Origin of the sequence: Blautia faecis (assembly GCF_027662325.1) — a bacterium.
Taxonomy (GTDB): Bacteria; Bacillota; Clostridia; order Lachnospirales; family Lachnospiraceae; genus Blautia_A; species Blautia_A faecis.
In genome coordinates, this window is sequence record NZ_JAQDKY010000033.1 from 27,628 (window position 1) to 52,795 (window position 25,168).

A 25,168-nucleotide genomic window follows, 5' to 3' on the forward strand; every position below is an offset into this window, starting at 1 on the left:
AATTCGAAACTGCAATTTTAATAGTGATAATGTAGGGAAATATTCTGATTGGCGGTACATATAAACACTATTAAACCTTTGTGATTTTTCCGTCATTTATATTCCATCGTTCTGTGCTATTGTTGTAACCAAATAATATTACGACACCGTATGTTCCGTTTGCGTAACGATAGCCAAGCATGAGATACTGTATATTTGCAGTGAAAGTGCCATAAAATGCTCCATCTTTTTGAATAGTATTGTTAAGCGCATCCCTCATACAAGCATCAAGACCTCCTAGTTCGATTACCTCGGAGTCTTCGTAACGAATGTGTTGAACTGCAAATTTATTATTTGAAATTTTATCACTATTTTATATGTCGTCTTCCTTTTTGCTATAAATGTCCATCCAATCCTCAACAGGCCGTGTTTACCCAAGCCACCTTTTCAGCCGGCTTTTTTCTTCGCCTATTGCAAGTTACTTTATGCCATTAATCGCATAAATGAAGCTTTCACTGTTTCATCTTTAACTGATACGTATAACATGGTCGTATCAGGTTTGGCATGACCGGCATAAGCTTGGATCTCCTGCAACGGTACACCTCTGGTTCCTGCATCAGTAAGCAGTGTTCGCCGGAACTTATGCGGATGTGCATGTATTCCGGCTTCTGTTCCAAGCTTGCGTAACATTGTTTGAATCGCTTCCCTTTGCAGTCGGCTATAAGGTTTCCGATCTACAACAAATAAAGCTGGATTGTCATCTGTTCGGCTTGCCAGGTATTTCTTCAAATGATATATGCACCCCTCCGTAAGATACACTTTGCGCTCTTTCTTTCCCTTCTGTCCATATATCACAATTTCACGGTTAGGAAAATCAACATCTTCGCGATTGATTGATACTACCTCTCCAATACGCCCAGCAGTACTGTAAAGTAGCTCCATGATGGCTACGTCTCGTTCTGTCTTGGCTATATCTTTAAGATGTTCCCTTTCTTCTGCAGTATATGGTTTCTTAAGCTTCTGAGGTACTTTCACCTTTCGCAGTCTCCTGGAAGGATCCCGATTGATGTAGCCTTCATCCGTAGCCCATGTAAAGAAACTGCTTATATAGTGCCTAAGAGTCTCCAAATATGACAGAGAAATCTTTCTTTGTTCCTGGTACATGGCAAGATAATATCTCAAATCGTTAGTAGTTATCTCATGGATTTTCTTATTCAGTCCTATAAACAACATTGAAATACACCGTTTGTAAGCAATCATAGTAGATTCCGCACAATTTTCCAAGCGCTTACTGGCTATGTACATTTTCAGAATTCTTTCCCAATGCCTCTCTGATGTTACTAATTGCGTACATTCCTCTTTTACTTCCAATCCGTGTAGATTAATTGCCAATACGTTTTCCAATTTCTGTAATTGTTCATCTGTCAAACTGTCCTGCATAGCTGCTACCACATTTTTTATAAAATTTTCTGTCATAAAAGTATCACCTCCTTACCACAAGTATAATCGGTATCATGGTAAGGAAGCTACTTTTTCCTATAAGCTCCAGCAAACAAAATAGTGAGACCAAAAAATACATTAGCAGAGCTGAATATATAAAAACCGAAAATAATCGTACTCTATATCGTATTGCACCAATCGTTTCAGATATTAGCGTATTGTGCATTAATAGAACTGGGCTTTATCTTATAACTCTCGGACAAACTGGTGGAGTATTTAATAATGCATCAGTAAAAAAAATATATGAAGGTGGAAATGATGCCAAAATTCAAATTGGTGAGAATAGAAAAAGTATAATTTTTGAATGTGATATATATTCCAATCCTATTTTTATTAGTGTTTTTAAATAACCTTGTATAATTATTATTTTAGTAAAGTAATCGTCAGATTGTCGCCTGATGATAATACCATTCCATGAAGCCATTCAAGAGATTTGCTTTTAAATGTGACTCCGTTCTTTGGAAAGATGTTATTTATCCAGATCACGCAAATGCCTTGGAGAAAATTGATACCCCTTCATTATTATTTGGTACTGGCAGAACAAGACCATATATTATTATGTTCAACGACAGAATTGGCAGTTCTCTTTTCGGAGGAGGTTTTACGGTCATATTCGGGTACATGTATTCGATGGACGATTATGGCGTACAAATAGCAATATATTATTCTGGAACTGTTAGAAAACGTCATAAACTTGCTGGGACTTGGCAAGAGTGGACAATTATTCATTATTAAATAATAGCTGGTAAATATTACAATAGCAAAAGAAAAATACATATATCTTGCTGACTAGAACAATTGTATATAAATGAAATCAAGCCTTTATAACTTCGCCATTATTTATATTCCATCTTTCAGTACTATTATTATATCCGAACAATATTACAGCACCATATGCGGCATTTGAATATCGATATCCAATCATAAGATACTGTATGCCTGCGACAAAAGTACCATAAAATGCTCCATCTTTTAAAATGGTATTGTTAAGAGCATCTCTTACGCAAGCATCCAGACCACCCAGTTCGGATACTTTGGTGTCTTCATAATAAATGTGTTGAACTGTAAATCTATCATTCGAAATTTTATCACTATTTAGTGTGTTCAATGCCTGTATTATCGTCTTCTGCCCTGCATCCAGAGCGAAGGTCTGGGAAAGCAATCCATTCAAAATCTGCTTTGTCAAATCCTCCAACGTAATAATCCCACCCTCATTCGTGGTGGGATCGATGAACATCAATTCTTTCCCTGCGGGAATCTGTGTTACTTTTGTGAGGCCGTTTGCGTCCTGGCCGTCTTGTGGTAATGCCATAGCTTAATCTCCTTTCTTCATACCGCATCTACATTCAGATTGACAGCTTTCCCTCCGATCACAAGGAGTTTGCCGCCTACTATGAGCGCTGCGGTCTTGTATGTGGTAAATCGTCCGATCACCACACCGCCAAACATGTAATCTTCATTCTTTACTTTGATACTGTAGCCGTAACCCAGGAAGCTCTCACCGCTTTCAGTCTTTTTTCTCCAAGAAAACCATGCTGCCGGATAATTCTTTGTGACCTCGCTTCCATTCTGGTACACAACTGCAGTCACAGTTGTGGTGCCGTCTTCGTTGTCATGATAGCGGACATTGTACAGAAGTGAATTTCCCACCAGACCGTGGAGGTCTGTAGTCGTCTCGGACAGATTCATCTTTAAACCATCCACGCTTGTCTCAATGTTGGCTACTTTCTGGTTTGTCGTGACAATGGCAGCTTTTGCCTGGTCTGCGGTCTTCTGAGCGGCTTTGATATCATCAGCCAGGCCTTCCGCATCCGCAAGGAGCATGACGGTCTGGATATCCAGGTTCTGGGCTCCGGACGCATCATATAGGGTACAGCGGATCATGTTCACGTCAGCTCCGGAGGGAGCATATATCTTCATGATCTCAGCAGATGAAGAACCATACTTCAAAACATAGGTCTTTCCATTGTCTTTTGATTCCTCGATCTGAAAAATTCCGGAATAGCTGCTGATGATCCCATTGTCATTCTTAAATGCTGAGAAAGTCACACTTTCCGGAACCAGAGTCTTTCCGTCCTTTTGTTTCCGGATCACCTGGCTGCTGACGCGAAGGTCATAACTGAGACCAATCTTTCCGTCCTTTGCCTTGCTGATGGAAAATCTCTTGGTGATCCAGGAGCCCATTGACTTTACAACAAGCGTTTTACCGCCTACAACAAGCCCTTTTCCACCGACCAGAAGAACTTTCCCTTCCAGTCCGTAAAGCCCCGAAATATCCACGTAGCCGTTGTCAGAAGTCATTGCTGTGACCTGATACGTTCTGGTTTTCGGGTTCCAGGTACCGCTTACACCTTCAGAAGCTTTCACCGTAATCTGGTCAATGTGATCAGAAACATCCGTATCACCCAGATACACGGAAAAAGTGGTATGACAGCTGCTGTAATCTCCACCGGAACCATCCGTATAGGTATGGACCACATGTGCATCATTGTCCAGGGAAGCCCCGATTGCATCCAGGGTGGAAATCCCGGACAAAGTGTCCAGGGCTTTCTTCGCCGCGTCAGAAGCTGCATTTGCTGTGTTGCTGGCGGCATTTGCGGTACTGGCGGCATTGGATGCAGTCGTAGAAGCACTGACAATGTTGGTATTCATCTGGCTGTATAACTGGTTCAGGCTCTGGTTCTGATCGTCAAACCAGATCCGGCTGCTCTTGATGCTCTGGGAGCTGCCGTTGATAGCCGACACCACCGAAGGGATATCCAGCTTAGTGCCGGCAATGGATGCGTTATCCGCTACCATCTTATTGACGATCAGACCATCTGCAATAGCTCCTTCTTTCACACCTGTGGCATCCAGCAGAATCCCTTTTCCGGTCTTATCGAACAGGGAAAAGGTAAAATCACCGTTTGCATCCCTGCCAGCCTGCATCCGGACAGTTCCGTCTGCGTCCCTCCACTGCTGGGTTGCCCCCTGGATCTTAATCCCGCCATCGTCAGATGTAATCATAAATTTATTGGTGGAAATAGTGCCGCTTAAAAGATCCCCGACCGTGACCGTCTGCATAACTGCAGTTCTGATCAGTGCAGAGTCAATCACAGCATTCTGGGAAGTAAGGTGGATGTTCTGCAAATCCCCCACACCGGCACCACCTGCAAGCAGGGTTTTGATATTGGCATAACTGGAATCCAGGATATTGATCTTTGCATTGGCGGCAGTAAAATTTGTAGCAGTCAGATCCCTAAAGCTTCCAAACTCTGCATCCAGGTTCTGTACCGTCGCATTGACCGCATTCAGATTCTGGATTGTTGCAAATTTTAAATTGGCAGTATCCACATCCAGCTTATTGATCATTGCGTGGTCGATCATCACCAGCTGTGCATAATACCGCTCCATTTCTTTTGTGGCAGGACCTTTCCAGTTTGCATTTGTTTCATCTTCTGATAAACCCACAGCCTCCACAGAATCCGTAAAACCGCCATCATACTCCCTTTCCAGTTTCATCAGCGGAACCTTATAGGAGCCCCCTTTTCTGTCTTCCACGGTGAGGACGTCCCACGGATCTAGCCGTGGGTCTCCCATCATCCGTAGGGAGCCTGGCATATAGGAAAAACCTTTCAGGGAATCCATCACTTTGTCCAGGATATCCTGTGTCATAAACGGATTGGAAAAGATCACTGCCCTTGGTCCGTCTCCGGATGAAACAGAAACATCTTTCCCCTCTTCATCCTGGCCAGTGTAGCAGGTAAGCTTTTCCACCTGGAACAGATAATCGTTGTGTTCAAAAGAATCCCAGTATCTGCCGGTGCTGGCCGTATAACCGCTGTCCACGTAGCTGTGCAGTTCAATCTGTCCGTTTCTGTTACATACCGCAAAACAGCCATGAAGCTGTGCTGCGTAAGAAAGGACCTCCCTGCAGCTGTAACCTTTCGGAACTTTCATGGAAATGCCGGAAAGACCATCTGTTACAACCATCACCCCTGTGATTTCCTGGATCCTTTTCAGAACAGCTGCCGTATCCGTACTGTCTCCGTCCATAGAGAATGTACGCTCTGTTTTCATCATCCGGTCATAGGCTGTAAACTCAATCTGTTCTTCATTTCTGGATGGTTTTCCAGGCGTGAAATATCCCATGGGGATGTATTCCACCAGACCGTTCACTTCCATTCCGATCTGGACCAGGAGCTCATGCCCCTCAATGGCTTTTCCCGGATCCGGAATTGTGATGGTAACGTACTGGCTCACTGTGGAGCCAAGGGAAAAATCATCCTCCCCTTCTGCTCCGCCAGTAAACTTAATGCTTTTCGCATTTGTTATGGATACATCATCATATGTGATGAGTGCTTTAAAAGTTCGGGAATCCTGTAGTACCAGGTTTCCAAAAGCTTCTGAAGACTGCTGATACACAGGACCACCTCCTACTCAGTCATGATCTCAAGTGTTTCCAGGTCAGCCACTGTCAGGGCATCATAACGTGGATCGTCACATTTCTCAATCTCTTCCTCAGAAACAGTATGGATGCCAACCTCTGTCTCAATCGCCAGAAGCTCATCCAGGTCTTTTGCAAAGCCCTCTTTGTCCTCGATGGAATACTGCCCGTTCTCAACCAGGAACTTTCCATCTTCGCCTTTTGCTGCGTATTTCTCAAGCAGTTCCTGACGCTCTGCATCATAGGCATTGGCTGCATCACTGACTGCTGCCAGGTTCTTCTTGATCGCATAGCCAAGCTTTACCGTCAGCCGCTTCTCCCTTAAGGAAGCGCAGCCATTGACAAAATTTAATATGTCTTTATTTTTCAGTTTCATCTGCAGTACCTCCTGTTACACGTTCGTCCTCAGCAGCATAGACAATCTGGTTAAATGCTTCAATATCCTTTCTGCATTCTGCCCTGTTTGCCTCGTACAGGTCACGGTCCTGTACGGTAATGCTGGTGCTCGCGTTCCCAGCTTCAGGGATCTGTGCAGACATGTAGACCACAGGTCTGCCGTTGATCATAGAATTAAAATTCATGGATACTGATTTTGTTCCTTTTAACATTTTGGTTTCCTCCTATTTTTGAACGATACTTACTGATGCTGATTTATAGTAAAAAATCCCATCTCCGATATATCCGAGTACCTCTTTTGTCAATGTTCCCCTGTATGTGGTAATAGTCAGATCTATTCCATCATCATGAAAAGAGATAGGAAAAAAGCCTGCAACCATAATCTTTTTTATAGCTGCAAGCTCTGTTTCCGTAAGAATGCCCCACTTTATAGCTATGTCTTTCTTTTCTGCGACCACGTCACCGATCATGCTTCCGGAAGCACTACGGCCCGTGTTCGCGCTCCAGATAATCTGATCATTTACAGATATCGATACCGGAGAAGGGAGCACGGTGCTCCCTGACCACAATATTTTCTTTGCCATAATGCCTCCTTACACAAGCAGTTCCGGTTTTCCGGTTGCTTTTGTATTCTGGTTGGTTTTTCGGATAAAATATTTTCTTAGAGATTCCGGATCCAACGCAACAATCGGCATATTCTGTAAAAACGCCAGGATCTGTTTCAGAACTGCCAGCAGTTCGGCATCATTCGCACCGCCTGCTGCCAGAGAAGCTGCCTTTAACGCCATCTCCTGAAGCTTGTCCTCTGGAGAAACAATCTCGCCCTGGTGGCGGTTATCACCGATCATGGCGAGCTGTGGCGTATTCGCTTTTACGAAGCCTCCGTTTGCCAACATTGGAATGGTTCCGATCGTAGGAATGTTAAATCCGTTAAACCCCCACCAGTTTCCGCCTATTCCAGGGATCCAGTCTGGTACCGTGATTTTGAAACGGATATTATTTACTTTATTAATGAGACCATTCACTGTGCCAAGTACGCTATTGAAGCCACCAATAATTGCATTAATCGGTGTCTTGGAAAGGTCTGCCAGCCCTTCAAATACTCCTTCGAAAATGTCCTTTATTCCTTTCCACGCCTTTTCCCAGTTCCCTGAAAATACTCCTGATACAAAATCATTTAATCCGCCAAATACTTTCTGGATATCTCTGATCGTATCTTTCCCGCTCTTTAAGAAACCGTTAAGCACACCGCCCAGAATGCCGAAATTTTTCGACCAGTCTGTTGCAAATATATTTGCAATATACTCATCAAACGGCCGAAATACATTTTCCTGTAGAAAACCGATCACAGAATCTGCAATCGTTTTGAAGCCTTCCATGATTTCTTTTAAGCCCTGGAAACATTTCGAAAAATCACCTGTAAATGCCCCTGTGCAAAAATCAATAAAGCCACTAAGCACATCTGTTATTCCACTGATTACGTCCCCGGCTACTGACAACAGATCCAGGAAAAGGTCTCCAATTCCCTGTAGTACCGGTCCGATAACTGGCATGATATTTTCAATAATCCACTCAATCAATGGCTGTAGCAATGTTTCCCAGAGGGCCTGCAGGTTCTCAAATACTTTTCCAACCAGTACAATGATTCCATCAAGGGCTGGCTGTACATGTTCCTGCCACACTGTTGAAAACTTCTCGGCCAGATTATCAAGAACAGGTGAAATATTAGAATTCCAGCCATCCAGGAAAATCTGTACGATATCAGATATTCCCTGCGCAACAGATGTTATAAACGGGCTAATATACGTTTCGTATACTTCTGAAATCTTTGAAAAGGTATCTGTCACTGACTGATGTAAAGTATCAAGCACGGTCTGAATCGGAACGAGAAGATTCTCAATTGTTTGTTTAATTTTCTCCGCATTCTGTACTACAGGAGTAACTACAACGCTTTCAATATCCTTTATGAACTGTGCTCCGATCTCTATCGCACCAAGAAATCCATCTGTAAAAATGCCAATGATATCTGCGGTAATCCCTTGTCCTTCTGATCCAGCGAATACAGAAAATATATCAGCAAATGCCGTCCAGAAATCCCCCGCAAGTGATGCAATGTCTCCTGCAATATTGAAAAGAGACACTAATTTACCTCGTATATAGCTACTGCTTTTAGAAAGATATCCTTCAATCCCGCCAGTAAGATTGGACGCAATCGTTATTCCAATACTGGCAAATGAACCTATCATCTTTCCAAACGACAGTGCAAAGGAATTGGCACAATCATTTGCTGCTTTCACAACATCCGGATCTGTAAATATTTCTTTCAGAGTTTTCCCGATATTCTTAATATTTTCCGTAATGGAACTGATTCTCTTTTCAGAATCACCAAATCCTATCTTAAAGCCTTTTTTGAATACTGCTGCCAGCTCTTTGCAGCGTTTTAACAACCCGGACATCTTTTTGTCTATTTTATCTATGACAGTTTCTCCCCGGGACAGATTTCCAAAATCAACTCCAGCTCCACCGACGCCAGACGTTCCTGCACCGCTTCCAGAACTTGGTGTTGAGCTGTCACTGGATGTATTGCTGTCCAGTTTATTGATCTGGTCGAAGCCCATGAGGGTGCGCATTTTCTCAGCTGCTTTCTGGGCGGATTTGGCAACGCCATTATTGGCACTGGAAAGATTATCTGCAGAGCTGGCCGCATTGTCCATTCCGGTGCTTGCGCCTGCTGCCGCACTCCCAATAGCTGAAATCTGCCCGGAAGCACTGTTACTGGATTTCTGACCGGTGATCAGCTCTGTAAACGATTTAAAGGCGTTTGCCAGAGTAATTAGTTTTCCGATTACCGTGTTGATCACTCTGATAACCGGAGTGAAAAGGTTTATCAGTCCCTGGCCAATCGTAGCCTTCAGGGAATCAAACTGCAGAGTGAGTATCCTTACCTGGTTTGCCCAGGATCCTGAGGTCCTTGCAAAATCCCCCTGAGCTGCTGCCAGCTGGTTTTGTACGAAGGAATACCTTAACGCAACCTTTTCTGCTTCTGACATCTTCGCCGTTGTTTTGCCGAAGCCATTCGCCAGAGCATAACTGTCAAGGGCAGTCTGAGTCATGACTACGCCAAGATCTTTCAGAGATTCCGTTTCACCTGTGAAAACGGATTTCAGCTTGGTGTAAGCTTCATCCTGTGACAGATTATAGAAAGACGCTACATCACCTGCCAGCTTGGTAAGACTGGATCCCATGTCATAAGCCTGTTCCTCGGAAAATCCAAAGGCTTTCGCCATTGCCCCGAAGGTACCGGTGAACTGCTTTGCCATGGTCTCGGAAAGTCCAAAGCTCTGGGCTGCGCTCTTGGCAAATTTATCAACCTGTGCGGTCATATTCGGGAATGTAACGTCTACAACGTTCTGAACCTCCGCCAGGTCTGATCCAAACTCCAGGCACGACCTTCCGAAGTCAGTCAGCTTCTTAACTGCAAATGCACCAACTAACAAGCTCCCTAGTTTTCTTGTGAGCGTTCCTATCCCGCTTACCCGAGTCTTTAATGATGAAGCATCATCCTCAATTTCAGAAGATGTTTTTTTGAATTGGCTTCCAATTCCCTTTATGTGTTTCTTTACTTCTCCCGAACCGCTTTTGCTATCTCTTTCAATTAAGAGCCAAGCTTTTCGAAACGCCTCACTGGCAGACTCACCTTCTTTTTTATAAACAGATGCAATAGCTGCAGCCTTAGACTTAGCAGAACGCGCCGTTTGGCTGAGAATTTTATCAATTTCCGTGTTCCCAGTTTTGATCGCTTCTGTTGATTTCTTTGCAGCCTGTGAAAAGCTCTGATTAAATCTATCTTTTACTTTTTTACAAGAATCATTGATGCTTGCAAGCATTTTGCTACCATCAAATGATAAATCAAATGAAATTCCAGCGATGCTTGTTGCCATATATGCCACCTGCCTCTATCATGAGGACATCGACACATGGCACTACTTGTCCTGGTTAATCTTTATTTCAAATTCTTTTTTACAATGGCGCCCCTGGCACCGGATGAAAACGCCCCGGCATTTTGCGTCCGGGGTGTACTGTACTTTCTGTTCGTGTCCGCAGAAGGGGCATTTTACCTTTTCTTTATCCATTCACACCTCCTGCCATATCAATAAATGCCTGTTTCATAGCCTCCAGGAATTTATCTCTGTCTTCCTCTGAAACCTTCATAGCCTGTTTAGTTCTCCATTCGCGGCGAATCCGGCGCTGTTCCGGAGTGAAATGCTTCAGGATCTCTTCATTCTCTTCTGCACGAATTGCTACAATCCTGCCAAGGGCTGTATCCGGGCCTATTCCGGATAGAAGATCCGAAAACTCGTCCCAGGACATCCCTGCTGGAATTTCCTTAGAAAGACGTAACCCGTACTGTGATTGAAACGATGATGCGATCAGATCAAAATCATCTATCAGATCATAGTACGGGTCACTGCTCTCCCTGGTCTTCTTCTCCCTGAATCAGTTCCATTGCAGTCTGGATAACGATCATAAGATCTTTGAAAGGCAGACGCATTTTTTTAATCTCATTACGGTCTTTTTCGCTGAACAGCTTTTCATAAGCCGCAATTGTTGCTTCTGTATCAGAAGAGTCTTCTTTGAACAGACCCATGATTTCAAGCATGGTGCCTGCATCTGCATTTACCACAAATTTTCTCCCTTTAATGATGAGGGTAGGATTTTTGTCGAAGCTCAATTTATCTGTAATATCAATACATTTCGCCATTTGTTTTCTCCTTTTTTCTTGCTAAAAAACCGTATTTACTATGCAGCTGGTGTAATCTCCGGTTTTCCATTGCTCATGATATCAAATTCAAGAGGTGCTACAGCTGTGGAATCTCCGGATCCAACATTCTTCACATTGATAACTGATTTTGTAAACTTCACAACAGTACCATCCGGGAAAGTCCACTGCGTATCAGCTTCCGCATTTCTTCCGTTCTTCCATGCCAGTCCTGCAACAAAATCATTTCCGGCATCCCCGACATTACGTTTTGCAGTTACTGAAATTGTAACGCTCTTGGATGTCATTAAACGTCTGGTCCATCCTTCTGTATCAAATGGGTTCCATTCTTCCACTCCATTGTCAAAAGATACGGAAAAGGTTACACAGTCTGCAATATTTTTCAGTGAAGCAGTACCGCCTGATGCTGTGTCTACCTGGAACTGGTTCTCGTAACATGGATATACGCCAGACTTGGAACCTGCGAACAGCTGAAGGTTCATCACAATTTTATTCTTCATCCTTATTTCCTTTCTTTTCAAAAATCACAGCCAGCTCTATAACCATCTCATAGATACCGGAATCATCTACGCCGATATCCTGAAGATCATAGACTGGCAGGATAAATTTAATAGTTTCATTGTTTACAGTTGCATTTCTGGTGGCTCTGACAGCTTCAAATAAGGCTTTTCCGGCTTTTTCGGTCTCGCGCTGGGATTTATTCCAGTGTACCAGTAAAGTGACGTATTTCGTGCCATAGGACTCCAGCTGAGGTCCACCGATTGCCACCTTATATTCATGCTGGTGTTTACTGTTATAAACTCCAACCATTTTTTCCGGTTTGTCCGGAATTGGTCCCACATACACAGTCCCCTGTGTGAGCGTCTCAATATAATCCCTGATATCTGATAACATCATAACCCTGTCAGCCTCCTGTAGTTTTCTTTAAATGCTTCCACTGCAACATCAGCATTTTTTCCACCTGGAAGCCAGTCCTCGTACCATTTGCCTTTTGCATTCGGGTTTTCATCCTTCTTAAAATGAAATTCCGGATGGAAATACAATCGTCTGACATAAGGTGTACTGGATATAATGCTTACTTTTCCATGACTGCTTTCAGATGTATCTACAAAAGTACTCTCATTCTGTAAAACACCGGTATCTCTTGGAAACACCTGTGCCTGCTTAACTTCTTCATGTAAATCTTCTGCAGTCTGCTCCAGGGCTGCCACCTGTGCCTGTGTCAGCTGATTGATCTTCGGAAAGTTAAGTTTAACAGTCGAATTGACCTTGATCATATCAGAAGCACCTCCGTGTAATTTACGGTACCGTCCGGATTTCTGGCTTTCCTGGCTTCCTGGATCTTTCTCTTACCACCAAATATGGTTGCTGTACCGCCAGATATTACCGGAAGCTCTGGGCAGATATCTCCCGGAAATAATGCGGATCCAGTAATCTGAACCATTTTCTTGTCAGCTGTGAAGATCGTCTTTGCTTTGTCCTGGTAATTGCATTTCCCGGAATATTCAAAACACGGAAGAGGCTCCCCGTATTTATCCCGCCCTTCCTGTTCCATCACTAAGCTGATATCCGTCCTGCAAAGCCTTTTGGGTACTAAACATGGATATTTCATAGCTCACCTCGCTAATCTGCAGCACAGCCCAGTCTGGCACAGCAGTGCATACAGATCTCTTTTCATTGCCACGCCTTTGTCTGTGAATATGTTCCAGCTGCTGCCGAACTGGGCTGATACACCGTTAATGCTGTAGCTTGAAAGTATCGAATTGATCTCATCTGCATTCTCGGTTTCAAAATCTGCCTGCTGGCAGACAACATCCTGAATGATATCCTGTTGGAATCGTGTCAGGTTGGAAAATCCCCGGCCTACAATCCGGTTGTAGGTCAGGGAATCAATGTGCCGAGACGCAATCTGCAGAGCTCTCCCAATGTCATTTTCTAAAATCAGGGTTCCGCCGTAAGTATCCGTATAGTATTCTGGGGTTGCATATGGTTCATAAGACATTTTTTCACCCCTTATCAGGCACCAACCTCTGCAGTATCAACATCCACATAAATGCTGTCGATTTTGCCATCACGGCCATTCGGAAATACAAATACATCGGAGAAAGATCTGTTCTGATACAGATATCCATCGCCTTTTGTATGTGCGCCAGGTGCAAAGTAATAGATGCTGCTGATCTTCGGTACAGTCTTACAGGTCTGTCCACAAGCAACAAGTACGTTGATCTTGTGCGCACCTGTCACTGCTTCAACACCGCTTCCAGCAGTTACCTTTTTCTGCGGTTCAAATCCACCGTTTTCCGGCTCCCAGTTAAATGCATCATAGAATCGCTCATCATCGATTACTTCCATGATCGGCACCCCATCAATGTCTGTTACTCTGGTCTCAATGCCAAGACCGCCTTCTGCGATCTGAGTCATTTCGATCTTACGAGTGAACTCTGTGGACTGCTCCAGGGCATCCATGATCTCACTGCGAACATACATGAGCAGAGATCCGTTCGCTTTGTATCTTCTGAGTTTTCCTTTTGCAAGGATATCTTTCAGCATTCCAAAGACTTTTGCCTTAGTATATGTGGAAATTGCTGTGGATCCGTGATAGCCTTCTGTCTTCTGGGCTGCCTGGGCAACTTTGGAGAAAAACAGTGCATCTGTTTCCGGAACCACCCATGTCTGTTCGAACACTCTGGAAATGTTCTGGATAGAAGCTGTAGCATTTGTCTCATCAACATCTGCCTTATCTACCATGAACTCAACATCACGGTCATGTGTCAGTGTGTACGGTACGTCTTTCTGTTCATAAGAACCGACATTCCAACCGCCTTTTCTGTTGTGGTTTTTATATCCGGATGTACTCATCTGGGTAAAATGAAAAGTTTTGGCGTCAAGCCATCTAACATTACTGGTTACAAATGGAGAGGTCAGGGTTCCCTGCATCAGGATTTCAAGAAGTTCCGGGCTCCACTGTTCTGCATAATTCAATGCCATATCTTATACCTTCTTTCTTTTTTAGTTCCAACGGTTCCAACGCTTTGTTGGCACTGCTGTCTGGTTTGTAGTAGTCTGCTGCGGATGCTGTGCCGGATTACCGCCGGTTCCTACCTGGGTAAATCCGGTCTTTCCATCAGCCTGTGGTTTCAGTGCCGGAACGTCTTCCAGCACCTTGTTTACAGCTGTTTTCAATGTTTCCTCATTGATGTTTCCATCTTCTCCCACAACCTGGCTTAAATCAGCCATTTTAAGGATATATGGAATTGTCTTTGCTTCGATTCCCAGAGATACAGCCATCATTGTTGCTGCATTTTCTACCTGTGCTGCCTGAACAGCTTTCTGAGATGCTGCAAGCTGCGCCTGTGTCTCCGTGATCTGGTTCTGCATTCCGACAACGTCTGGCTGATTTGCTGCTTTCTGTTCCTTGAATGCTGTGATTGCTTGCTCCACTTCCTGCTGTGATAAGCCCTGCTGTTTAAAATAAGCTTTCAGGGCAGTATCTTCTTTTGCCGCAAGGGTTCCATCCAGCATCTGCTGGATTTTTCCGTAGTCAATAGCTGGAGCTGCCTGCTGATTACTCTGAGCCGCAGTCTGCTGAGTATCAGGGGTCTGAGTTGCTGTATTGTTATTTTCCATTTCTGGACTCCTTTCCGTTTTGAGAGTGTCGCTCTTATGTCTTCCATTGTCATCAGTGTCACTGGTCACGCACCTTTTTGCGTCATATCGTGTTTGGACGTAAAAATAAGACGCTTAACCCTGCGCCTCAATGGGAGATTTTGGATCACCGCCTTTCTGATCTTCAACGGTCTTTACCAGCTGCAGATTTACTAGATACTCTGCTCTTTTCCGTGACACTTCCAGTTCTTCCCCGACTGTACGAAGAACCAAGTCATTTTCTTTGTCACGGAAGTTGTGCTGCACTATCACCTTCAAATAACCACCTCCTTATTGTTTTGGCAACTGTCTTCTTAAGCCCTCTGAAAGCAGAATAAATCCCATAAACCGAAACTAAAATTACCGCAAAGTAAGTTGAATATACACCTACCGCAATCACCATCTTAACTGCTACCAGCAAAATCCTCACATTCCACATCCCTATCCAAATATAAAATGCAAGTTTAAAAAGTGTGAACAACAGATCCTTACCTTCAATTACTACAGTTTTCATTGTCTTTACCTCCTCTTGCGCCGGCGCAAATTTAATCATTATGTGTGACTTTAAATCCCCACTGTGGAAGAAAATTAATCTCATAATGGTACTTGTCCACATCTGATCCAGAAATGTCTTCAACTACATACATGGTATAGTCATTCAAATAAACATAGTCTTTCTGGTACTTCCCTTCTGCGGTCTCAATAATTACTTCCAGTTCATTTGAAGAGTTATTCTTCAGTGCAAATGTTCCAGTCAATTCCAACAGGATTGTATCTGTTCTGGCATTCAAAACAGTAAGTTTTCTGGTTACATTGAAGTTATCTGCCTCCTGTGAAATATTCGCACTCACCTGATCAGCTTCTGTGCAACCCGTAGCTACAAAACACACCAGGATTACCAGTGCCATTAATACTGCAATTCTTTTGGTTGCTCTTCTTTTCATTTTCTTCCTCCTACATTTTGAAGCATCTGTTTTCAAACTTCTTATAGGCATCCATATACAGTTCGTTCTTATCACCGTTATATGTCAGCTCATAGTACATGCCATCTGGTACCGTAGTGCTAAGCAGTGCCTTGTTGTTCTGCAAGGTCTTACAGCTCCATACCACATACACATCATGTACAGTCACCTGCTGCCGATCTGTGACATCCATGTGACTATTGGTGTACTCCGCAACTTTTGCTTTACATAATCTCAGAAATTCTTCATTCTCCATGTTGTTATTCCTCCACAATTATCCAATCATCTGCCAGCATATCCGCCTGTGATGCAAGCCATCCCATCTGTACACCAGATGTTCCGACAAAAGCTACTGCTTTATTTCCAATTGCATCATGCTCGCAGTTCACGACTTTGTCATCTGCTGTCATATAAGAAATTCTGGTTGCAAGCTGAATGTACTGTTTCTTTCCGTTCCACCCTTCACGTGCTACTTTCATGCCACGTTTCAGGTACTTGATAGCTTCACTAAAACTAAAGGTTGCCTTTCCTCCCAGAATTGGACAATTCTGCCCATTCGCTGGAATCCATTCATCTGACATGATGTTTTGAAGCGTATACTCAACAACCTGGGTTTCCCGGATATCCATACAATTTCCGTCTTTTGTGTACATGAGAATTGTTTTTGACTCCTCATCCCACCACCAATATCCCCCCCATGATGGAAGCTTCATTCCTATACCTTGCTTCATCATTTTGAATGCTTCTGAAAATTTCATGTTCTTTATCCTCTCTTTCTTAAAAATAAGCACAAAAATAACACGTCTTTCGGCGTGCTATCATTGTTTTTATAACTGTATTGATATTTTTGAGTATAAAAATACCACTAGCCGTTTCTGACTGGTGGTATTTAGTACCATAAAACCGTTTTCTCTGTTGGTGGGTTCTCCATTTTTGCCAAACGTTTCAGTTCATTCCGAACATGCGGTGCCGCAAAAGAGCTTGCATTTTCATGTTCTGTAACTTTTCCATCCTCAATTCTCATAAAACCTTTGGGTTCTTTCCCCTCTGGGTAATAGTCGGCAGAAATCATATTATTTGTCTTTTTTATGTTTTTCAAGATTACCATAATATTCTAACGCCTCCTTCGGGTAATCAAATTTTTCAGTGGCAAGCTCATGTGCTTTCCAGTGCTCCATATCAGGATTTTCTCTTTTTATTTTCATTTCAAGAAGCTCATGCTCTATCAAAGTGCGGTCATGCTGTTTAATGTCTTTCCCTGTCATAAGCCGTTGCCAGCTCTGAGCTATGGCGCAATCGGGATCAAATCTGCGGTATGTCTTTAAATCCGAATCAAACAACGATTCATCTTCAAACAGATATGCCTTTATCTTTACTATATCAGATTTTTCTTTTCCTAGATTTTCAGCAATCTTCTTTGCATCAGTAGAAAAACTCCTGACCTCTTTGTAGTACATCTCTGCAAAGTTTTCTGCCTCTTCACTGAATATATCTGTGATTCTGGCTCCTGATATCATTATAGCAGAGTCCGCATCATTTGCAACGGATTTCCACTCATTTTGTTTCTGCTCATACTTCTTTTTGTTCTCCGGATCCAGGGAAAAATCTGCCAGCCTACCAAACTTCTTTTCCTGCCTCTTTGCGTACTGCTGCCGGCTTTCCTGTTCCTGCTTCCGTACCAGTTCATTTAACTCCGCTTTGGTATACCTGCTCTTCTCTGGCGGGGTGCTGATACCTTCAAAGTATGTAGTGTGGCTATCCTTGCAGCGCGGATGGTACAGGCCTGCAGCTATGGCACTGCTCATGAGTGGATACTTGATTCCGGTAACTGGGGACCTTCCGTCTTTCGGACCATTGCTCCACACATCATCAACCAGCACCTTTCCCACAAAAGGCAAGCATTTCAGACAGGGATTCCCGCGCTTATTCATAATCACTGTAGATATCCCCCATTCCTGGCGCTTCTGGCCTTCTCCCTGCAGGTATGCCCTCTTGCTGGCTGTTCTGATTGCCATATCCGCATAATCAGCAAGCGTGTGTCTTGCACCGTTGGCATACTGCACGCAATTCAAGCCAGCCTTTACAAAATCCTCTGTAGCCATATCCACAGCTTTCTCATAGGTACCAGCTCCTGTGTTTGCATATACCTGAGCATTGTAAATCACTTTGCGGTACTGGTCATTTGCCATTCGAAGGACAGCAATCTCAGCCTTCTGCATATCGTTCATGGTAGCGTTAATCAAGGTTTCCAGCTTTCTGTCATTCACCTTGAAGAACTCAGCTGTTGCCCCTTTGGAAATACGTTTAGCAGGAAATCCATTTCTGATAGCTTCCAGGATTGCAATCTCCTGTGCCATCTCGCCTTCAGATCTGGACAGGGATATCAGTGTTTTGATCTGTGCATTGATATCCTTAAACTGCTTGCCATACTTCTTCCGGTTGTCCTTCTTGTACTTTTCCAGGGATTTCAGCTGCAGTGCCTGCCACATAGCCCATTGTTTATCTTCATCGATCTCTTCCAGCTTGTGCCGGCGCATATTACGGATCATGGAAGATATAAGCTCATTTTCTATGGCTTCAAAGGCAGCTCCAATGTCGTAGACGGTGTTAAGCTTCGGCATCTGCGGTTACCTCCCGTTTGCATATACCCTAAAGCCCTGGCTTTTGAATATTCGGATCATGTCTTTCAGCTTTGTTTTGCTGGTACAGGCATCATTTCTAAGCTCAGCATAATCATTCTTTTCCAGAGCGTACACGCCCATCGGCACCTGCTCCTTTGCCACTTCCAGAAGCCCCTGGTACTCCTTTCGGTTCATCCGGTATATTCTGTTTGCCACCTTTACTTTCATTATCTCCACCGCCTTCCAGGTCAATCTTAAAGCTTCCAGCTTCCAGCCTCCAGGTTCACTCCTGGTTCATCCACGTCCTGGATGCCCTGCTCTGCCTTCAATCTGGCTATTTCTTCTTCTTTGCAGTGATCGTCCAGTGTATCTCCATACAGTTCTTCAACACATCGTTCAATGCTCATAATGCCACCCTGTTTCGCTTTGGCAACTGTCTCTACCTGGCTTTCGAATGACGGGTTTGCATATTCTCCAAACGGAATGTTGACCTTTACTTCTTCAATGCTCTTGTTATGCAGGATATTGTCTGCATTGATACACATTGAAACAACTCCCGGAAGAACTTCCTGCAATGCCTTTACAATTGCGTTCCTGGTGTACAGGGTTGTCTTTTCTTTTTCCCTCTGTGCTTCTGCATTATCCAGCTTCTTTGTGTCAATCCCCAGTGTAGATGGACTGATCACTCCCTGCAGGCACAGATCTAGGGCTGTAATGTATGATGCCATATAACTGTCATGAGGAATAACCGGCTGGTCCGTAACGACCTGATTCTTCTGACTTTCTCGCATATCTCCTTCTGCTGCAAAATAGCGGTTGTCGAACGGATTCGGTTTTATCAGCATCCCTGTTTCAGGATCATGTGGAACCAGGCAGTCTGGAACATAGGTTTTTGCCCTTCCTGCCCGCAGGGCATCCATCCACTGGGACCATGTCTCATCCAGTGAATCATAGCTGTCGAGCTTTCCATCGAATATGCTGCCGCCTCTGCCTTCATATCTGGTAGACTCATAAATCATAAATGGTTCAGCCAGCATGACCGAATCATCAAATTTAATGTCTGTCAGATTCTCAGTGGCTTTTATAGATTTAATATCGACCAGTCTGCCGTCAAGATACAGCTCATTGATAATATAGCCATAGCCATAACGCTCATTCAGGACATACACTTTTCCTTTTTCTTTGTATGGTGTCTTGAATACGATTTCCCTGATTCGGTCTCTCTGGTAGACAAATTCAACCCTTTCCCCCGGATACCACTCCAGTATCGGATAATCACTGATTGTTGTATCTATTGCCACTTTAAAAGCGCCATCTCCGATAAACAGTGTTTCTTTGAGGGCGCTTTCAATCTTTTTATAAAATTTATTATCTTTCTCAATTTCTTTCCACAGCTGTTCCTGCGCCGGCTGTTCAAATTCAAATTCGTTCATGTCCGGCAGAACAGTGAAAGAAAGAACTTTAACAGTCAGCCCCGGGAGACCAGTATGAATCTTCCGCATGTCCATTCCAGGGGTTGATCTGCTTGCCCAGAACTTGTGTCTGTCTGCAAATTCTGCATTCTGCTGATAGATCTGTTCCAGCTCGTTTCCGTCACCCCTGTACCAGATACGGTTCAGAATTGCGTGTCCTTCGAAATCCATCATCTCATTGATCTGAAAGTTAAAAGGGTTCGCCGGAAGAACATTCAGCCAGCTCCGGACCGTCTTTTTTATGTTTTCATTTAATCTTTCCATCCATTTCACCTTTTCTGTTCCTCCTCAAATCCAATCAAGTCACGGTATGGAATCCATCCGTACTGCTGGGAGTTGATCGTATGGTCATTTCTATCTTCCGGAATGTCTTTATCTTCATCCCAGGAATATTTCTCCATCTCTGAAATATGATTTGTACAGGTATCCACTACCAGATAGCAGCCCTGCTGGATCCAGCCAAGTTGAAGCTTGATTCTGTCCAGAATTTCTACTTTTTTGTAGGATTCCACAAAGTTGTACAGGCATCCGTTCAGGCGCTTGTATTTCCGCAGTTCTGTGATCGTAGCCGCATCTGCGCAGTCAATAAAGGTTTCCCTTGCAAAGCCCCAGTCCTTACGGCATTTTTCCAAGAATTCAACAAATTTTACTGCTGTATCGGATGGAGCAAGAGGCTGATCCAGATCTTTGTTACTGTAAACTTTCTCAGCCAGGGTGATCAGCCTTCTATCTGTCGTAATGCCCTGAAATATCATTGCAATTGTATCCGGGGATTTTGAAGAGTACGAAGTATCCAGACCGCAGGTAAATTTTTTGAATTTTATTTTGCCTGCTGCCATCTGGGCTTTTACCCATTTCTCAGATACTACATGTTTCTTTCGGCTGAAGTTCGGGAAGATCAGTCCGGTTGCTTTTCCTCTGAGGCCTAAGATCTTGTTCTTATAGATCTTTGTTCCTTTCGGGGTGTTCCGGATGATCTGGTCTTTCTTTTCTTCCGGAAGCCCTGCATTATCGTCAAAAGAAAAGAACCAGTGAACCCAGCCGGGCTTTGGTTCTTCTTTTAATTCGTCTTTGATCTCCTGTGGCGTGTCCTCTTCCCATTCAGGAAGCGGGCGGCTGCAGTTGATATACTCTTTATACACATCCAGGCTCGGATCATCCGGGTTTAAGGTTGCCATGAGGTAATCACAGCGCATGGAAGCCTCACGGACAAAGTCAATATCTGCTGTGTTGATCTCATCGATATACAGGCATCCATACTGACCGCCAAGGGCTTTCTTCCATTTCTTCTTGTTTCCATATCCCAAAACGTATATGGTTTTGTCCCCGGATGAAGTATGAAAAAGAATATGCGGGATCTTGTCATCCTTGGTGCCGGATCCGTTGTACTCTACCAGGCTTCCGAAATCGTCCAGGATTCCAAGGTCTTTGTTAATAATGTTTTTCTCTGCTGTTCCAGTGTCGTCTGCTGCCAGGATATGAAGTTTTTTCGGGCTCTGGGCTACCTTCAGCATAAACTTAAAAATTCCTACTGTAGTCTTTCCTGCTGCCGTGGTACCTTCCAGGAACTCCACCGGTGTCTGGCATTTCAAAAATGCTTTGTATTTTTCAGACAGCACAAGATCCATGCTGCTCATTATCCGCCTCCGCTGATCTGCTTGATCAAGCTGTCCAGTTTTGATTTTTCTTCTTCCATACCGCTGAGCTGAAGCTTGTCATTCCACATTGCCAGATGGCGTCCAAGCATATCCAGGGCTTTCAGTTTGTCTGCAAGCTTGATTTCTCTTTCCACGCCATCTTCTCCAAATGATTTTACTTTCACGGACTGTATAGCTGCCAGATCGTCCCTGGAGGCATCTTCTTTTAACGTTGCGTCTTTTGCATTGATCACATCATCTGCATTTACAAATGCAATTCTGGCCAGTTCCAGAAGAACACGGTCAGCATTGATTCCGGTTCTTTTGGATCTTTCTGCGATTGCCTCTGAAATTGCTTCTGAAACTTGGGTTTTCTGGAGTAACTCATGTCCGATTTCAGAGGCTCTCTGACCATTTTTCGCCTTGTATCCGGCTCTTATGGCGGCCTGGGTAGCATTCAGGTCAATCAGATACTCTTCCACAAATCTCTTCTGTTTTTTTGTCACTCAGGCTCACCTTCTTTCAAAAATATAATAAAATACAGTCCTGCCAGCACCATCCACGACAACCGATTGCCGCCGTCAATCATGAAAGGAGGTGACCGTATGCAAGAAATAACGGCTGGTGCTGTGCACGCTGTACGAAAATTGGCATAGAAAAAGCAGCCCCGGAGAGCTGCCCTGTTGGTAGTGTACAATATTAAATTAATAATTATTTAATTAATTCCATGTACACTTACCTCCCTTATAAATAATGATCTTAGACCCATATATTTCTACGTCATTATCACAATTCATATTTACATTATTGCCTAATTCTATTATAACATCCTCAAATGTAAGTGTTCCTAGAATTATTTCTTTCTCTTTCTCCCAGTATGCTTTAGCCTGCAAAACTTTGTAATTTCCCTGTTTCAAATTTTTAAATTGATCAAGGGACAATTTTATTTTTGTTATCGCAAGTTCTTTTTGACCTTTTAATGGTCCCTTATTCATTATTTCAACAATACTGTTTAATGTCGCCGCAGTAAACTCTATACTTTTTATTTGTATAATATGCTTTTCTCTCATTAAAATACATTCAGTACACTCATTATTTTCCAAATTAAATCCCATTCTACATACCTCCAAATTTTCTTTAGTGAACAATCGAAGCTATTGTCGATACTGTTGCATAATAAATGCCAACCATAGCCGCTACCGTTGCAATCACTCCCAAAACAATAGCAATATTATTTGTATGTCTATACTTCCTATCTTCTTCAAGCTTAGTTGTTATCTTTTCTGACAAAGCATCAATTCTATTGTTCTGGTCATTAATCATCTGCTCGATACGATCTAGCCGCTTATCCATGCGCTGTTCCGAGTTTTCAACTACTCTGTTTACTCTATCTTCAGAATCTTTTATATCTTTCCTTAAATCAGATTGATCACGATCAACTTTTTCAATATATTTCTGCAACAAATCGTCCATAGAATCATCCTCCGGCTTTTTATATTCTCCGATTTTTCCGGATAAAATTTTGTCAGAACTATTTTCTCTTACACGATCACGAAAATTCGTCACTGTACTATTTCTCATCGCTTTGCTCTCCGTCACTGTAAATTTCAGATAATTGTCTTATCAAAAATTCTAATTCATCTTTACTCAATGACAGATCTAATGATTCATTGTCGTTACGTATCACTCGGATTTTTTTGTATTGATCATTAGTTCTATTATACGCTACAGATTTCAATCCTAGACCGCCATTTTCTGGTGGAAAAACATCCGCCGATAAATGCTGTATAGAAATAGTAAAACTCTTTATTGCATCCCGATATTCCTCAGCAATATTTTTAATTTCATCCTCACTTAATCCCTCTACAAGATTTACATTCTTTTCACTTTCCGGATCAAATACTTGGGTTGGATCATAATCATCCTCGTTTACCGCATTAATGTATACATATCCGCAAAAGAAAAAGGACTGAAAAGGAGCTCCTAAGATTAAGCTTATTGCTTGATCCATTTCATCAAAACAAAACGGATAATCTACTCTAGTCTGAAATATCTGAATAATCTGAAGTGCTTTCGCAAATATCATTTTGTCCTTCCGATATCTCAAAAATATTTCTGGACTGTAATTAAATATATTACTTCCATTCTCATAAGCCATAACACGTCAACCTCCCACATACATTTTCTTTCATCATACTACAAAACGCCCCGTATTTCTACAGGACGTTTGCAAAAAATGTATGTAGTTTGGATAGCTTCTCGCGAAGCCAATCGGAACACCAGGACTCGAACCTACGGCTCGGCTTAACGGCTCATGCTCCCTCCCGATCGGGGAGGTGTTCCGAATTTGTGATCCATACGTGCCGCTGTATCAATCACTTGGAGGTTTCTGTGTTCTTTTCTCTGAACCACATTTTTATTTACGTCTGCAACATTTTTCTGTTTTCCTACCCTCGAAGTACACAGACAGCGTTGCGGCACTTGTCAATCATTTAATAAGGAGCTATTATGAAATCTTTTCACCAAACCCAGTTTATATACTACCATGGAAAAAGCGAACATGACCGAACATTTTATAATTTTCCTAAATTATCTTTCAAATATCTGTCATGACGGATTCTGCAATTATCTTCTGTATATTTGATCCGCCGCTTCGGAAAACGGTAATTCATATTAATGGCTACTGCTGCCCAGGTCATATCATCCAGATAGTAAAAGCGAAACATCATTCTTAAATCACTCTTTGGAATTTTCTCAATAAAATCATCCACTGCATTTACGGCTTCCTGCAGCTCATCTTCCAGGATATGTAACTTTAACACCCTCTTTTTTATCATGTTCTTCACCTGGTCTGCTTCCGGAAGGGGATAACCGGTTATCTTAATTGGCCCTATGGTTCCATCTTTTCTTGTACCTCTGACGGTGTCTGATACAACACCTTCTGCTTTGATTCTTTCCAGCCTGTGCTGATCCCGGTCTATCCGTTCTTTCAGATCACGGATTTCCCCTTTTATCTCCAGGTATTGTTCCAGAATGTCCTTGTCCATCGGTACCACCTCCTGCTTTCAGTCGTTCCAGTTCCCAATATGTAGGTGATCTGGTTAATCCATTTGATAACTGTAGCTCTATCACATGTGGATATAATGCTTTTACTCTGGCTTTCACCTTTTTGGTGATGATCTTCCCGTCACCAGAAGCATAGCTGGTTTGTATGATTTGAATAACATCCCCTCTTTTGATTCCATGTTTCTCTTCTAACTCCTGCTGCCGTTTCTCCCACTTTTCCGCTTCTGCTATTGCATATTCAGCTGTAGGATCTTTATATTTTTCATTGTTCATTACACTCTTTCACCTCCTACAAGTCTCTCTTGTCTTCTATCTTTTCTTCCCAGTCGAACTTCTGTCCACAGCTGAAGCAATACTTTGTAATCTCTTTTCCAGTAAAAAGCTGCCCACAGGATGGACAACGGTATATATCAGTTGTTCCTGTACTGCTATCCGGTATTGGCTTTTTCGGTGGTCTCTCCCATCCTGGGTTTAAACGATTCCATTCTTTCTTTGCTTTCTTGGTCCAGGGCAAATCCTTACTTGTCCAATGACACGATTTGCATTCAAGAAACATTTTCCCATTCATTTCATCCCAAACTCTCATGTCACTCTTTCCACATTTCGGGCATTTTCTTTTCATTTCATCTTCCTTTCGCACCTATTCCCTGTTAAATCCCATTTCTTCATAAATGTTATAATTTG

At 42.9% G+C, this 25,168-nt stretch carries 36 protein-coding genes and 1 pseudogene; 2 read left to right on the forward strand and 35 right to left on the reverse strand.

What is annotated here, in order from left to right:
• Positions 1–70 precede the first annotated feature (70 nt).
• Together PGQ38_RS14245 and PGQ38_RS14250 are read right to left on the reverse strand one after the other, a co-directional pair.
• Complete coding sequence (locus PGQ38_RS14245) at positions 71–259, reverse strand: hypothetical protein (protein WP_270432329.1); 189 nt, start codon at positions 257–259, stop codon at positions 71–73.
• Between the two features lie 203 nt (positions 260–462).
• Positions 463–1,455, reverse strand: a complete 993-nt coding sequence (locus PGQ38_RS14250) for a tyrosine-type recombinase/integrase (RefSeq protein ID WP_270432332.1) — start codon at positions 1,453–1,455, stop codon at positions 463–465.
• Between the two features lie 38 nt (positions 1,456–1,493).
• Between PGQ38_RS14250 and PGQ38_RS14255 the strand changes: the two genes are divergently transcribed.
• Both PGQ38_RS14255 and PGQ38_RS14260 read left to right on the forward strand, forming a co-directional pair.
• A complete protein-coding gene (locus tag PGQ38_RS14255; RefSeq protein WP_270432335.1) occupies positions 1,494–1,829 on the forward strand; it encodes a hypothetical protein in 336 nt (111 codons plus the stop codon).
• Positions 1,830–1,893: 64 nt separating this feature from the next.
• Positions 1,894–2,214 carry a hypothetical protein gene (locus PGQ38_RS14260; RefSeq protein WP_270432338.1) on the forward strand — a complete coding sequence of 107 codons (321 nt, stop codon included), beginning with the start codon at positions 1,894–1,896 and terminating at the stop codon, positions 2,212–2,214.
• 79 nt (positions 2,215–2,293) lie between these two features.
• Here PGQ38_RS14260 and PGQ38_RS14265 read toward each other — a convergent pair whose 3' ends face one another.
• The 33 genes and pseudogenes from PGQ38_RS14265 to PGQ38_RS14425 all read right to left on the reverse strand — a co-directional run bounded on the left by PGQ38_RS14265 (position 2,294) and on the right by PGQ38_RS14425 (position 25,106).
• Positions 2,294–2,791 carry a hypothetical protein gene (locus PGQ38_RS14265; protein WP_270432341.1) on the reverse strand — a complete coding sequence of 166 codons (498 nt, stop codon included), beginning with the start codon at positions 2,789–2,791 and terminating at the stop codon, positions 2,294–2,296.
• A 17-nt stretch (positions 2,792–2,808) separates the two neighbouring features.
• Positions 2,809–5,883 carry a hypothetical protein gene (locus PGQ38_RS14270; RefSeq protein WP_270432344.1) on the reverse strand — a complete coding sequence of 1,025 codons (3,075 nt, stop codon included), beginning with the start codon at positions 5,881–5,883 and terminating at the stop codon, positions 2,809–2,811.
• Between the two features lie 11 nt (positions 5,884–5,894).
• Positions 5,895–6,281, reverse strand: a complete 387-nt coding sequence (locus PGQ38_RS14275) for a hypothetical protein (protein WP_118581722.1) — start codon at positions 6,279–6,281, stop codon at positions 5,895–5,897.
• Entirely contained in the window at positions 6,265–6,513 is a 249-nt protein-coding gene (locus tag PGQ38_RS14280; RefSeq protein WP_118581719.1) for a hypothetical protein, read from the reverse strand. Before PGQ38_RS14280 ends, PGQ38_RS14275 begins: the two co-directional genes overlap by 17 nt.
• Before the next feature lie 12 nt (positions 6,514–6,525).
• Entirely contained in the window at positions 6,526–6,885 is a 360-nt protein-coding gene (locus tag PGQ38_RS14285) for a hypothetical protein (RefSeq protein ID WP_118581716.1), read from the reverse strand.
• A gap of 9 nt (positions 6,886–6,894) precedes the next feature.
• Positions 6,895–10,242, reverse strand: a complete 3,348-nt coding sequence (locus PGQ38_RS14290) for a phage tail family protein (RefSeq protein ID WP_270432346.1) — start codon at positions 10,240–10,242, stop codon at positions 6,895–6,897.
• 42 nt (positions 10,243–10,284) lie between these two features.
• Positions 10,285–10,434 (reverse strand): hypothetical protein, encoded by a 150-nt coding sequence (locus PGQ38_RS14295; RefSeq protein WP_202187727.1) that lies wholly within the window; start codon positions 10,432–10,434, stop codon positions 10,285–10,287.
• Positions 10,427–10,756: pseudogene (locus tag PGQ38_RS14300) on the reverse strand (Gp15 family bacteriophage protein); the annotation flags it as partial. The pseudogene PGQ38_RS14300 and the gene PGQ38_RS14295, both read right to left, overlap by 8 nt.
• 10 nt (positions 10,757–10,766) lie before the next feature.
• Positions 10,767–11,063 (reverse strand): hypothetical protein, encoded by a 297-nt coding sequence (locus PGQ38_RS14305; RefSeq protein ID WP_270432347.1) that lies wholly within the window; start codon positions 11,061–11,063, stop codon positions 10,767–10,769.
• A gap of 38 nt (positions 11,064–11,101) precedes the next feature.
• The gene (locus PGQ38_RS14310) at positions 11,102–11,581 is read right to left on the reverse strand and encodes a phage tail tube protein (protein WP_270432350.1); all 480 of its coding nucleotides are present in this window, start codon (positions 11,579–11,581) and stop codon (positions 11,102–11,104) included.
• A complete protein-coding gene (locus PGQ38_RS14315) occupies positions 11,571–11,978 on the reverse strand; it encodes a phage tail terminator protein (RefSeq protein ID WP_270432353.1) in 408 nt (135 codons plus the stop codon). The genes PGQ38_RS14310 and PGQ38_RS14315 overlap by 11 nt, the downstream gene beginning before the upstream one ends.
• Positions 11,975–12,358, reverse strand: a complete 384-nt coding sequence (locus tag PGQ38_RS14320) for a hypothetical protein (protein ID WP_270432355.1) — start codon at positions 12,356–12,358, stop codon at positions 11,975–11,977. Before PGQ38_RS14320 ends, PGQ38_RS14315 begins: the two co-directional genes overlap by 4 nt.
• Positions 12,355–12,693: a hypothetical protein gene (locus PGQ38_RS14325; RefSeq protein WP_118581698.1), complete on the reverse strand. Its 339-nt coding sequence runs from the start codon at positions 12,691–12,693 to the stop codon at positions 12,355–12,357. The genes PGQ38_RS14320 and PGQ38_RS14325 overlap by 4 nt, the downstream gene beginning before the upstream one ends.
• 3 nt (positions 12,694–12,696) lie before the next feature.
• Positions 12,697–13,083, reverse strand: coding sequence for a head-tail connector protein (locus PGQ38_RS14330; RefSeq protein ID WP_270432358.1), 387 nt, complete (start codon positions 13,081–13,083; stop codon positions 12,697–12,699).
• 14 nt (positions 13,084–13,097) lie between these two features.
• Entirely contained in the window at positions 13,098–14,069 is a 972-nt protein-coding gene (locus tag PGQ38_RS14335) for a phage capsid protein (RefSeq protein WP_118581695.1), read from the reverse strand.
• A gap of 21 nt (positions 14,070–14,090) precedes the next feature.
• Positions 14,091–14,708, reverse strand: a complete 618-nt coding sequence (locus PGQ38_RS14340) for a hypothetical protein (RefSeq protein ID WP_270432361.1) — start codon at positions 14,706–14,708, stop codon at positions 14,091–14,093.
• 114 nt (positions 14,709–14,822) lie between these two features.
• The gene (locus PGQ38_RS14345) at positions 14,823–15,005 is read right to left on the reverse strand and encodes a hypothetical protein (protein WP_270432363.1); all 183 of its coding nucleotides are present in this window, start codon (positions 15,003–15,005) and stop codon (positions 14,823–14,825) included.
• Positions 14,974–15,240, reverse strand: a complete 267-nt coding sequence (locus PGQ38_RS14350) for a hypothetical protein (RefSeq protein ID WP_270414070.1) — start codon at positions 15,238–15,240, stop codon at positions 14,974–14,976. Before PGQ38_RS14350 ends, PGQ38_RS14345 begins: the two co-directional genes overlap by 32 nt.
• Positions 15,241–15,271: 31 nt before the next feature.
• The gene (locus PGQ38_RS14355; protein ID WP_118581686.1) at positions 15,272–15,670 is read right to left on the reverse strand and encodes a beta-sandwich lipoprotein; all 399 of its coding nucleotides are present in this window, start codon (positions 15,668–15,670) and stop codon (positions 15,272–15,274) included.
• A 10-nt stretch (positions 15,671–15,680) separates the two neighbouring features.
• On the reverse strand, positions 15,681–15,944 hold the full coding sequence (locus PGQ38_RS14360) for a DUF6275 family protein (protein ID WP_270414068.1): 264 nt from the start codon (positions 15,942–15,944) through the stop codon (positions 15,681–15,683).
• Between the two features lie 4 nt (positions 15,945–15,948).
• On the reverse strand, positions 15,949–16,446 hold the full coding sequence (locus tag PGQ38_RS14365) for a DUF2829 domain-containing protein (RefSeq protein ID WP_118581680.1): 498 nt from the start codon (positions 16,444–16,446) through the stop codon (positions 15,949–15,951).
• 131 nt (positions 16,447–16,577) lie between these two features.
• Positions 16,578–16,796: a hypothetical protein gene (locus PGQ38_RS14370; RefSeq protein ID WP_118581677.1), complete on the reverse strand. Its 219-nt coding sequence runs from the start codon at positions 16,794–16,796 to the stop codon at positions 16,578–16,580.
• The gene (locus PGQ38_RS14375; protein ID WP_270432367.1) at positions 16,762–18,309 is read right to left on the reverse strand and encodes a phage minor capsid protein; all 1,548 of its coding nucleotides are present in this window, start codon (positions 18,307–18,309) and stop codon (positions 16,762–16,764) included. The genes PGQ38_RS14370 and PGQ38_RS14375 overlap by 35 nt, the downstream gene beginning before the upstream one ends.
• 6 nt (positions 18,310–18,315) lie before the next feature.
• Positions 18,316–18,537 carry a hypothetical protein gene (locus PGQ38_RS14380; RefSeq protein ID WP_118581671.1) on the reverse strand — a complete coding sequence of 74 codons (222 nt, stop codon included), beginning with the start codon at positions 18,535–18,537 and terminating at the stop codon, positions 18,316–18,318.
• A gap of 26 nt (positions 18,538–18,563) precedes the next feature.
• Complete coding sequence (locus PGQ38_RS14385; RefSeq protein ID WP_270432387.1) at positions 18,564–20,045, reverse strand: capsid protein; 1,482 nt, start codon at positions 20,043–20,045, stop codon at positions 18,564–18,566.
• A gap of 5 nt (positions 20,046–20,050) precedes the next feature.
• Positions 20,051–21,418, reverse strand: coding sequence for a terminase (locus PGQ38_RS14390; RefSeq protein WP_270432369.1), 1,368 nt, complete (start codon positions 21,416–21,418; stop codon positions 20,051–20,053).
• Positions 21,418–21,924, reverse strand: coding sequence for a terminase small subunit (locus PGQ38_RS14395; RefSeq protein ID WP_118581662.1), 507 nt, complete (start codon positions 21,922–21,924; stop codon positions 21,418–21,420). The genes PGQ38_RS14390 and PGQ38_RS14395 overlap by 1 nt, the downstream gene beginning before the upstream one ends.
• A gap of 213 nt (positions 21,925–22,137) precedes the next feature.
• Positions 22,138–22,533, reverse strand: a complete 396-nt coding sequence (locus PGQ38_RS14400; protein ID WP_270432372.1) for a hypothetical protein — start codon at positions 22,531–22,533, stop codon at positions 22,138–22,140.
• Positions 22,534–22,555: 22 nt separating this feature from the next.
• Positions 22,556–22,999, reverse strand: a complete 444-nt coding sequence (locus tag PGQ38_RS14405) for a DUF1515 family protein (protein WP_118581656.1) — start codon at positions 22,997–22,999, stop codon at positions 22,556–22,558.
• Complete coding sequence (locus tag PGQ38_RS14410; protein WP_270432374.1) at positions 22,989–23,576, reverse strand: hypothetical protein; 588 nt, start codon at positions 23,574–23,576, stop codon at positions 22,989–22,991. Before PGQ38_RS14410 ends, PGQ38_RS14405 begins: the two co-directional genes overlap by 11 nt.
• A gap of 415 nt (positions 23,577–23,991) precedes the next feature.
• On the reverse strand, positions 23,992–24,465 hold the full coding sequence (locus PGQ38_RS14415) for a hypothetical protein (protein WP_270432377.1): 474 nt from the start codon (positions 24,463–24,465) through the stop codon (positions 23,992–23,994).
• Positions 24,413–24,757, reverse strand: coding sequence for a hypothetical protein (locus tag PGQ38_RS14420; protein WP_270432379.1), 345 nt, complete (start codon positions 24,755–24,757; stop codon positions 24,413–24,415). Before PGQ38_RS14420 ends, PGQ38_RS14415 begins: the two co-directional genes overlap by 53 nt.
• Positions 24,758–24,773: 16 nt before the next feature.
• Positions 24,774–25,106: a hypothetical protein gene (locus PGQ38_RS14425; protein WP_270432381.1), complete on the reverse strand. Its 333-nt coding sequence runs from the start codon at positions 25,104–25,106 to the stop codon at positions 24,774–24,776.
• Positions 25,107–25,168: the final 62 nt, after the last annotated feature.

Excerpts from the sequence above, each read along its gene's own strand:
- PGQ38_RS14335 (WP_118581695.1), bottom strand. The coding sequence starts at position 14,069 with ATGGCATTGAATTATGCAGAACAGTGGAGCCCGGAACTTCTTGAAATC.
- PGQ38_RS14355 (WP_118581686.1), bottom strand. The coding sequence starts at position 15,670 with ATGAAAAGAAGAGCAACCAAAAGAATTGCAGTATTAATGGCACTGGTA.
- PGQ38_RS14245 (WP_270432329.1), bottom strand. The coding sequence starts at position 259 with ATGAGGGATGCGCTTAACAATACTATTCAAAAAGATGGAGCATTTTAT.
- PGQ38_RS14265 (WP_270432341.1), bottom strand. The coding sequence starts at position 2,791 with ATGGCATTACCACAAGACGGCCAGGACGCAAACGGCCTCACAAAAGTA.
- PGQ38_RS14405 (WP_118581656.1), bottom strand. The coding sequence starts at position 22,999 with ATGAGAAATAGTACAGTGACGAATTTTCGTGATCGTGTAAGAGAAAAT.
- PGQ38_RS14375 (WP_270432367.1), bottom strand. The coding sequence starts at position 18,309 with ATGCCGAAGCTTAACACCGTCTACGACATTGGAGCTGCCTTTGAAGCC.
- PGQ38_RS14350 (WP_270414070.1), bottom strand. The coding sequence starts at position 15,240 with ATGAAAACTGTAGTAATTGAAGGTAAGGATCTGTTGTTCACACTTTTT.
- PGQ38_RS14410 (WP_270432374.1), bottom strand. The coding sequence starts at position 23,576 with ATGGCTTATGAGAATGGAAGTAATATATTTAATTACAGTCCAGAAATA.
- PGQ38_RS14295 (WP_202187727.1), bottom strand. The coding sequence starts at position 10,434 with ATGGATAAAGAAAAGGTAAAATGCCCCTTCTGCGGACACGAACAGAAA.
- PGQ38_RS14285 (WP_118581716.1), bottom strand. The coding sequence starts at position 6,885 with ATGGCAAAGAAAATATTGTGGTCAGGGAGCACCGTGCTCCCTTCTCCG.
- PGQ38_RS14320 (WP_270432355.1), bottom strand. The coding sequence starts at position 12,358 with ATGATCAAGGTCAATTCGACTGTTAAACTTAACTTTCCGAAGATCAAT.
- PGQ38_RS14315 (WP_270432353.1), bottom strand. The coding sequence starts at position 11,978 with ATGATGTTATCAGATATCAGGGATTATATTGAGACGCTCACACAGGGG.
- PGQ38_RS14260 (WP_270432338.1), top strand. The coding sequence starts at position 1,894 with ATGAAGCCATTCAAGAGATTTGCTTTTAAATGTGACTCCGTTCTTTGG.
- PGQ38_RS14310 (WP_270432350.1), bottom strand. The coding sequence starts at position 11,581 with ATGAAGAATAAAATTGTGATGAACCTTCAGCTGTTCGCAGGTTCCAAG.
- PGQ38_RS14370 (WP_118581677.1), bottom strand. The coding sequence starts at position 16,796 with ATGGTAATCTTGAAAAACATAAAAAAGACAAATAATATGATTTCTGCC.
- PGQ38_RS14250 (WP_270432332.1), bottom strand. The coding sequence starts at position 1,455 with ATGACAGAAAATTTTATAAAAAATGTGGTAGCAGCTATGCAGGACAGT.
- PGQ38_RS14420 (WP_270432379.1), bottom strand. The coding sequence starts at position 24,757 with ATGAACAATGAAAAATATAAAGATCCTACAGCTGAATATGCAATAGCA.
- PGQ38_RS14340 (WP_270432361.1), bottom strand. The coding sequence starts at position 14,708 with ATGGAAAATAACAATACAGCAACTCAGACCCCTGATACTCAGCAGACT.
- PGQ38_RS14280 (WP_118581719.1), bottom strand. The coding sequence starts at position 6,513 with ATGTTAAAAGGAACAAAATCAGTATCCATGAATTTTAATTCTATGATC.
- PGQ38_RS14415 (WP_270432377.1), bottom strand. The coding sequence starts at position 24,465 with ATGGACAAGGACATTCTGGAACAATACCTGGAGATAAAAGGGGAAATC.
- PGQ38_RS14425 (WP_270432381.1), bottom strand. The coding sequence starts at position 25,106 with ATGAAAAGAAAATGCCCGAAATGTGGAAAGAGTGACATGAGAGTTTGG.
- PGQ38_RS14325 (WP_118581698.1), bottom strand. The coding sequence starts at position 12,693 with ATGAAATATCCATGTTTAGTACCCAAAAGGCTTTGCAGGACGGATATC.
- PGQ38_RS14290 (WP_270432346.1), bottom strand. The coding sequence starts at position 10,242 with ATGGCAACAAGCATCGCTGGAATTTCATTTGATTTATCATTTGATGGT.
- PGQ38_RS14390 (WP_270432369.1), bottom strand. The coding sequence starts at position 21,418 with ATGAGCAGCATGGATCTTGTGCTGTCTGAAAAATACAAAGCATTTTTG.
- PGQ38_RS14380 (WP_118581671.1), bottom strand. The coding sequence starts at position 18,537 with ATGAAAGTAAAGGTGGCAAACAGAATATACCGGATGAACCGAAAGGAG.
- PGQ38_RS14385 (WP_270432387.1), bottom strand. The coding sequence starts at position 20,045 with ATGGAAAGATTAAATGAAAACATAAAAAAGACGGTCCGGAGCTGGCTG.
- PGQ38_RS14400 (WP_270432372.1), bottom strand. The coding sequence starts at position 22,533 with ATGGGATTTAATTTGGAAAATAATGAGTGTACTGAATGTATTTTAATG.
- PGQ38_RS14275 (WP_118581722.1), bottom strand. The coding sequence starts at position 6,281 with ATGAAACTGAAAAATAAAGACATATTAAATTTTGTCAATGGCTGCGCT.
- PGQ38_RS14255 (WP_270432335.1), top strand. The coding sequence starts at position 1,494 with ATGGTAAGGAAGCTACTTTTTCCTATAAGCTCCAGCAAACAAAATAGT.
- PGQ38_RS14365 (WP_118581680.1), bottom strand. The coding sequence starts at position 16,446 with ATGAAATTTTCAGAAGCATTCAAAATGATGAAGCAAGGTATAGGAATG.
- PGQ38_RS14360 (WP_270414068.1), bottom strand. The coding sequence starts at position 15,944 with ATGGAGAATGAAGAATTTCTGAGATTATGTAAAGCAAAAGTTGCGGAG.
- PGQ38_RS14305 (WP_270432347.1), bottom strand. The coding sequence starts at position 11,063 with ATGGCGAAATGTATTGATATTACAGATAAATTGAGCTTCGACAAAAAT.
- PGQ38_RS14330 (WP_270432358.1), bottom strand. The coding sequence starts at position 13,083 with ATGTCTTATGAACCATATGCAACCCCAGAATACTATACGGATACTTAC.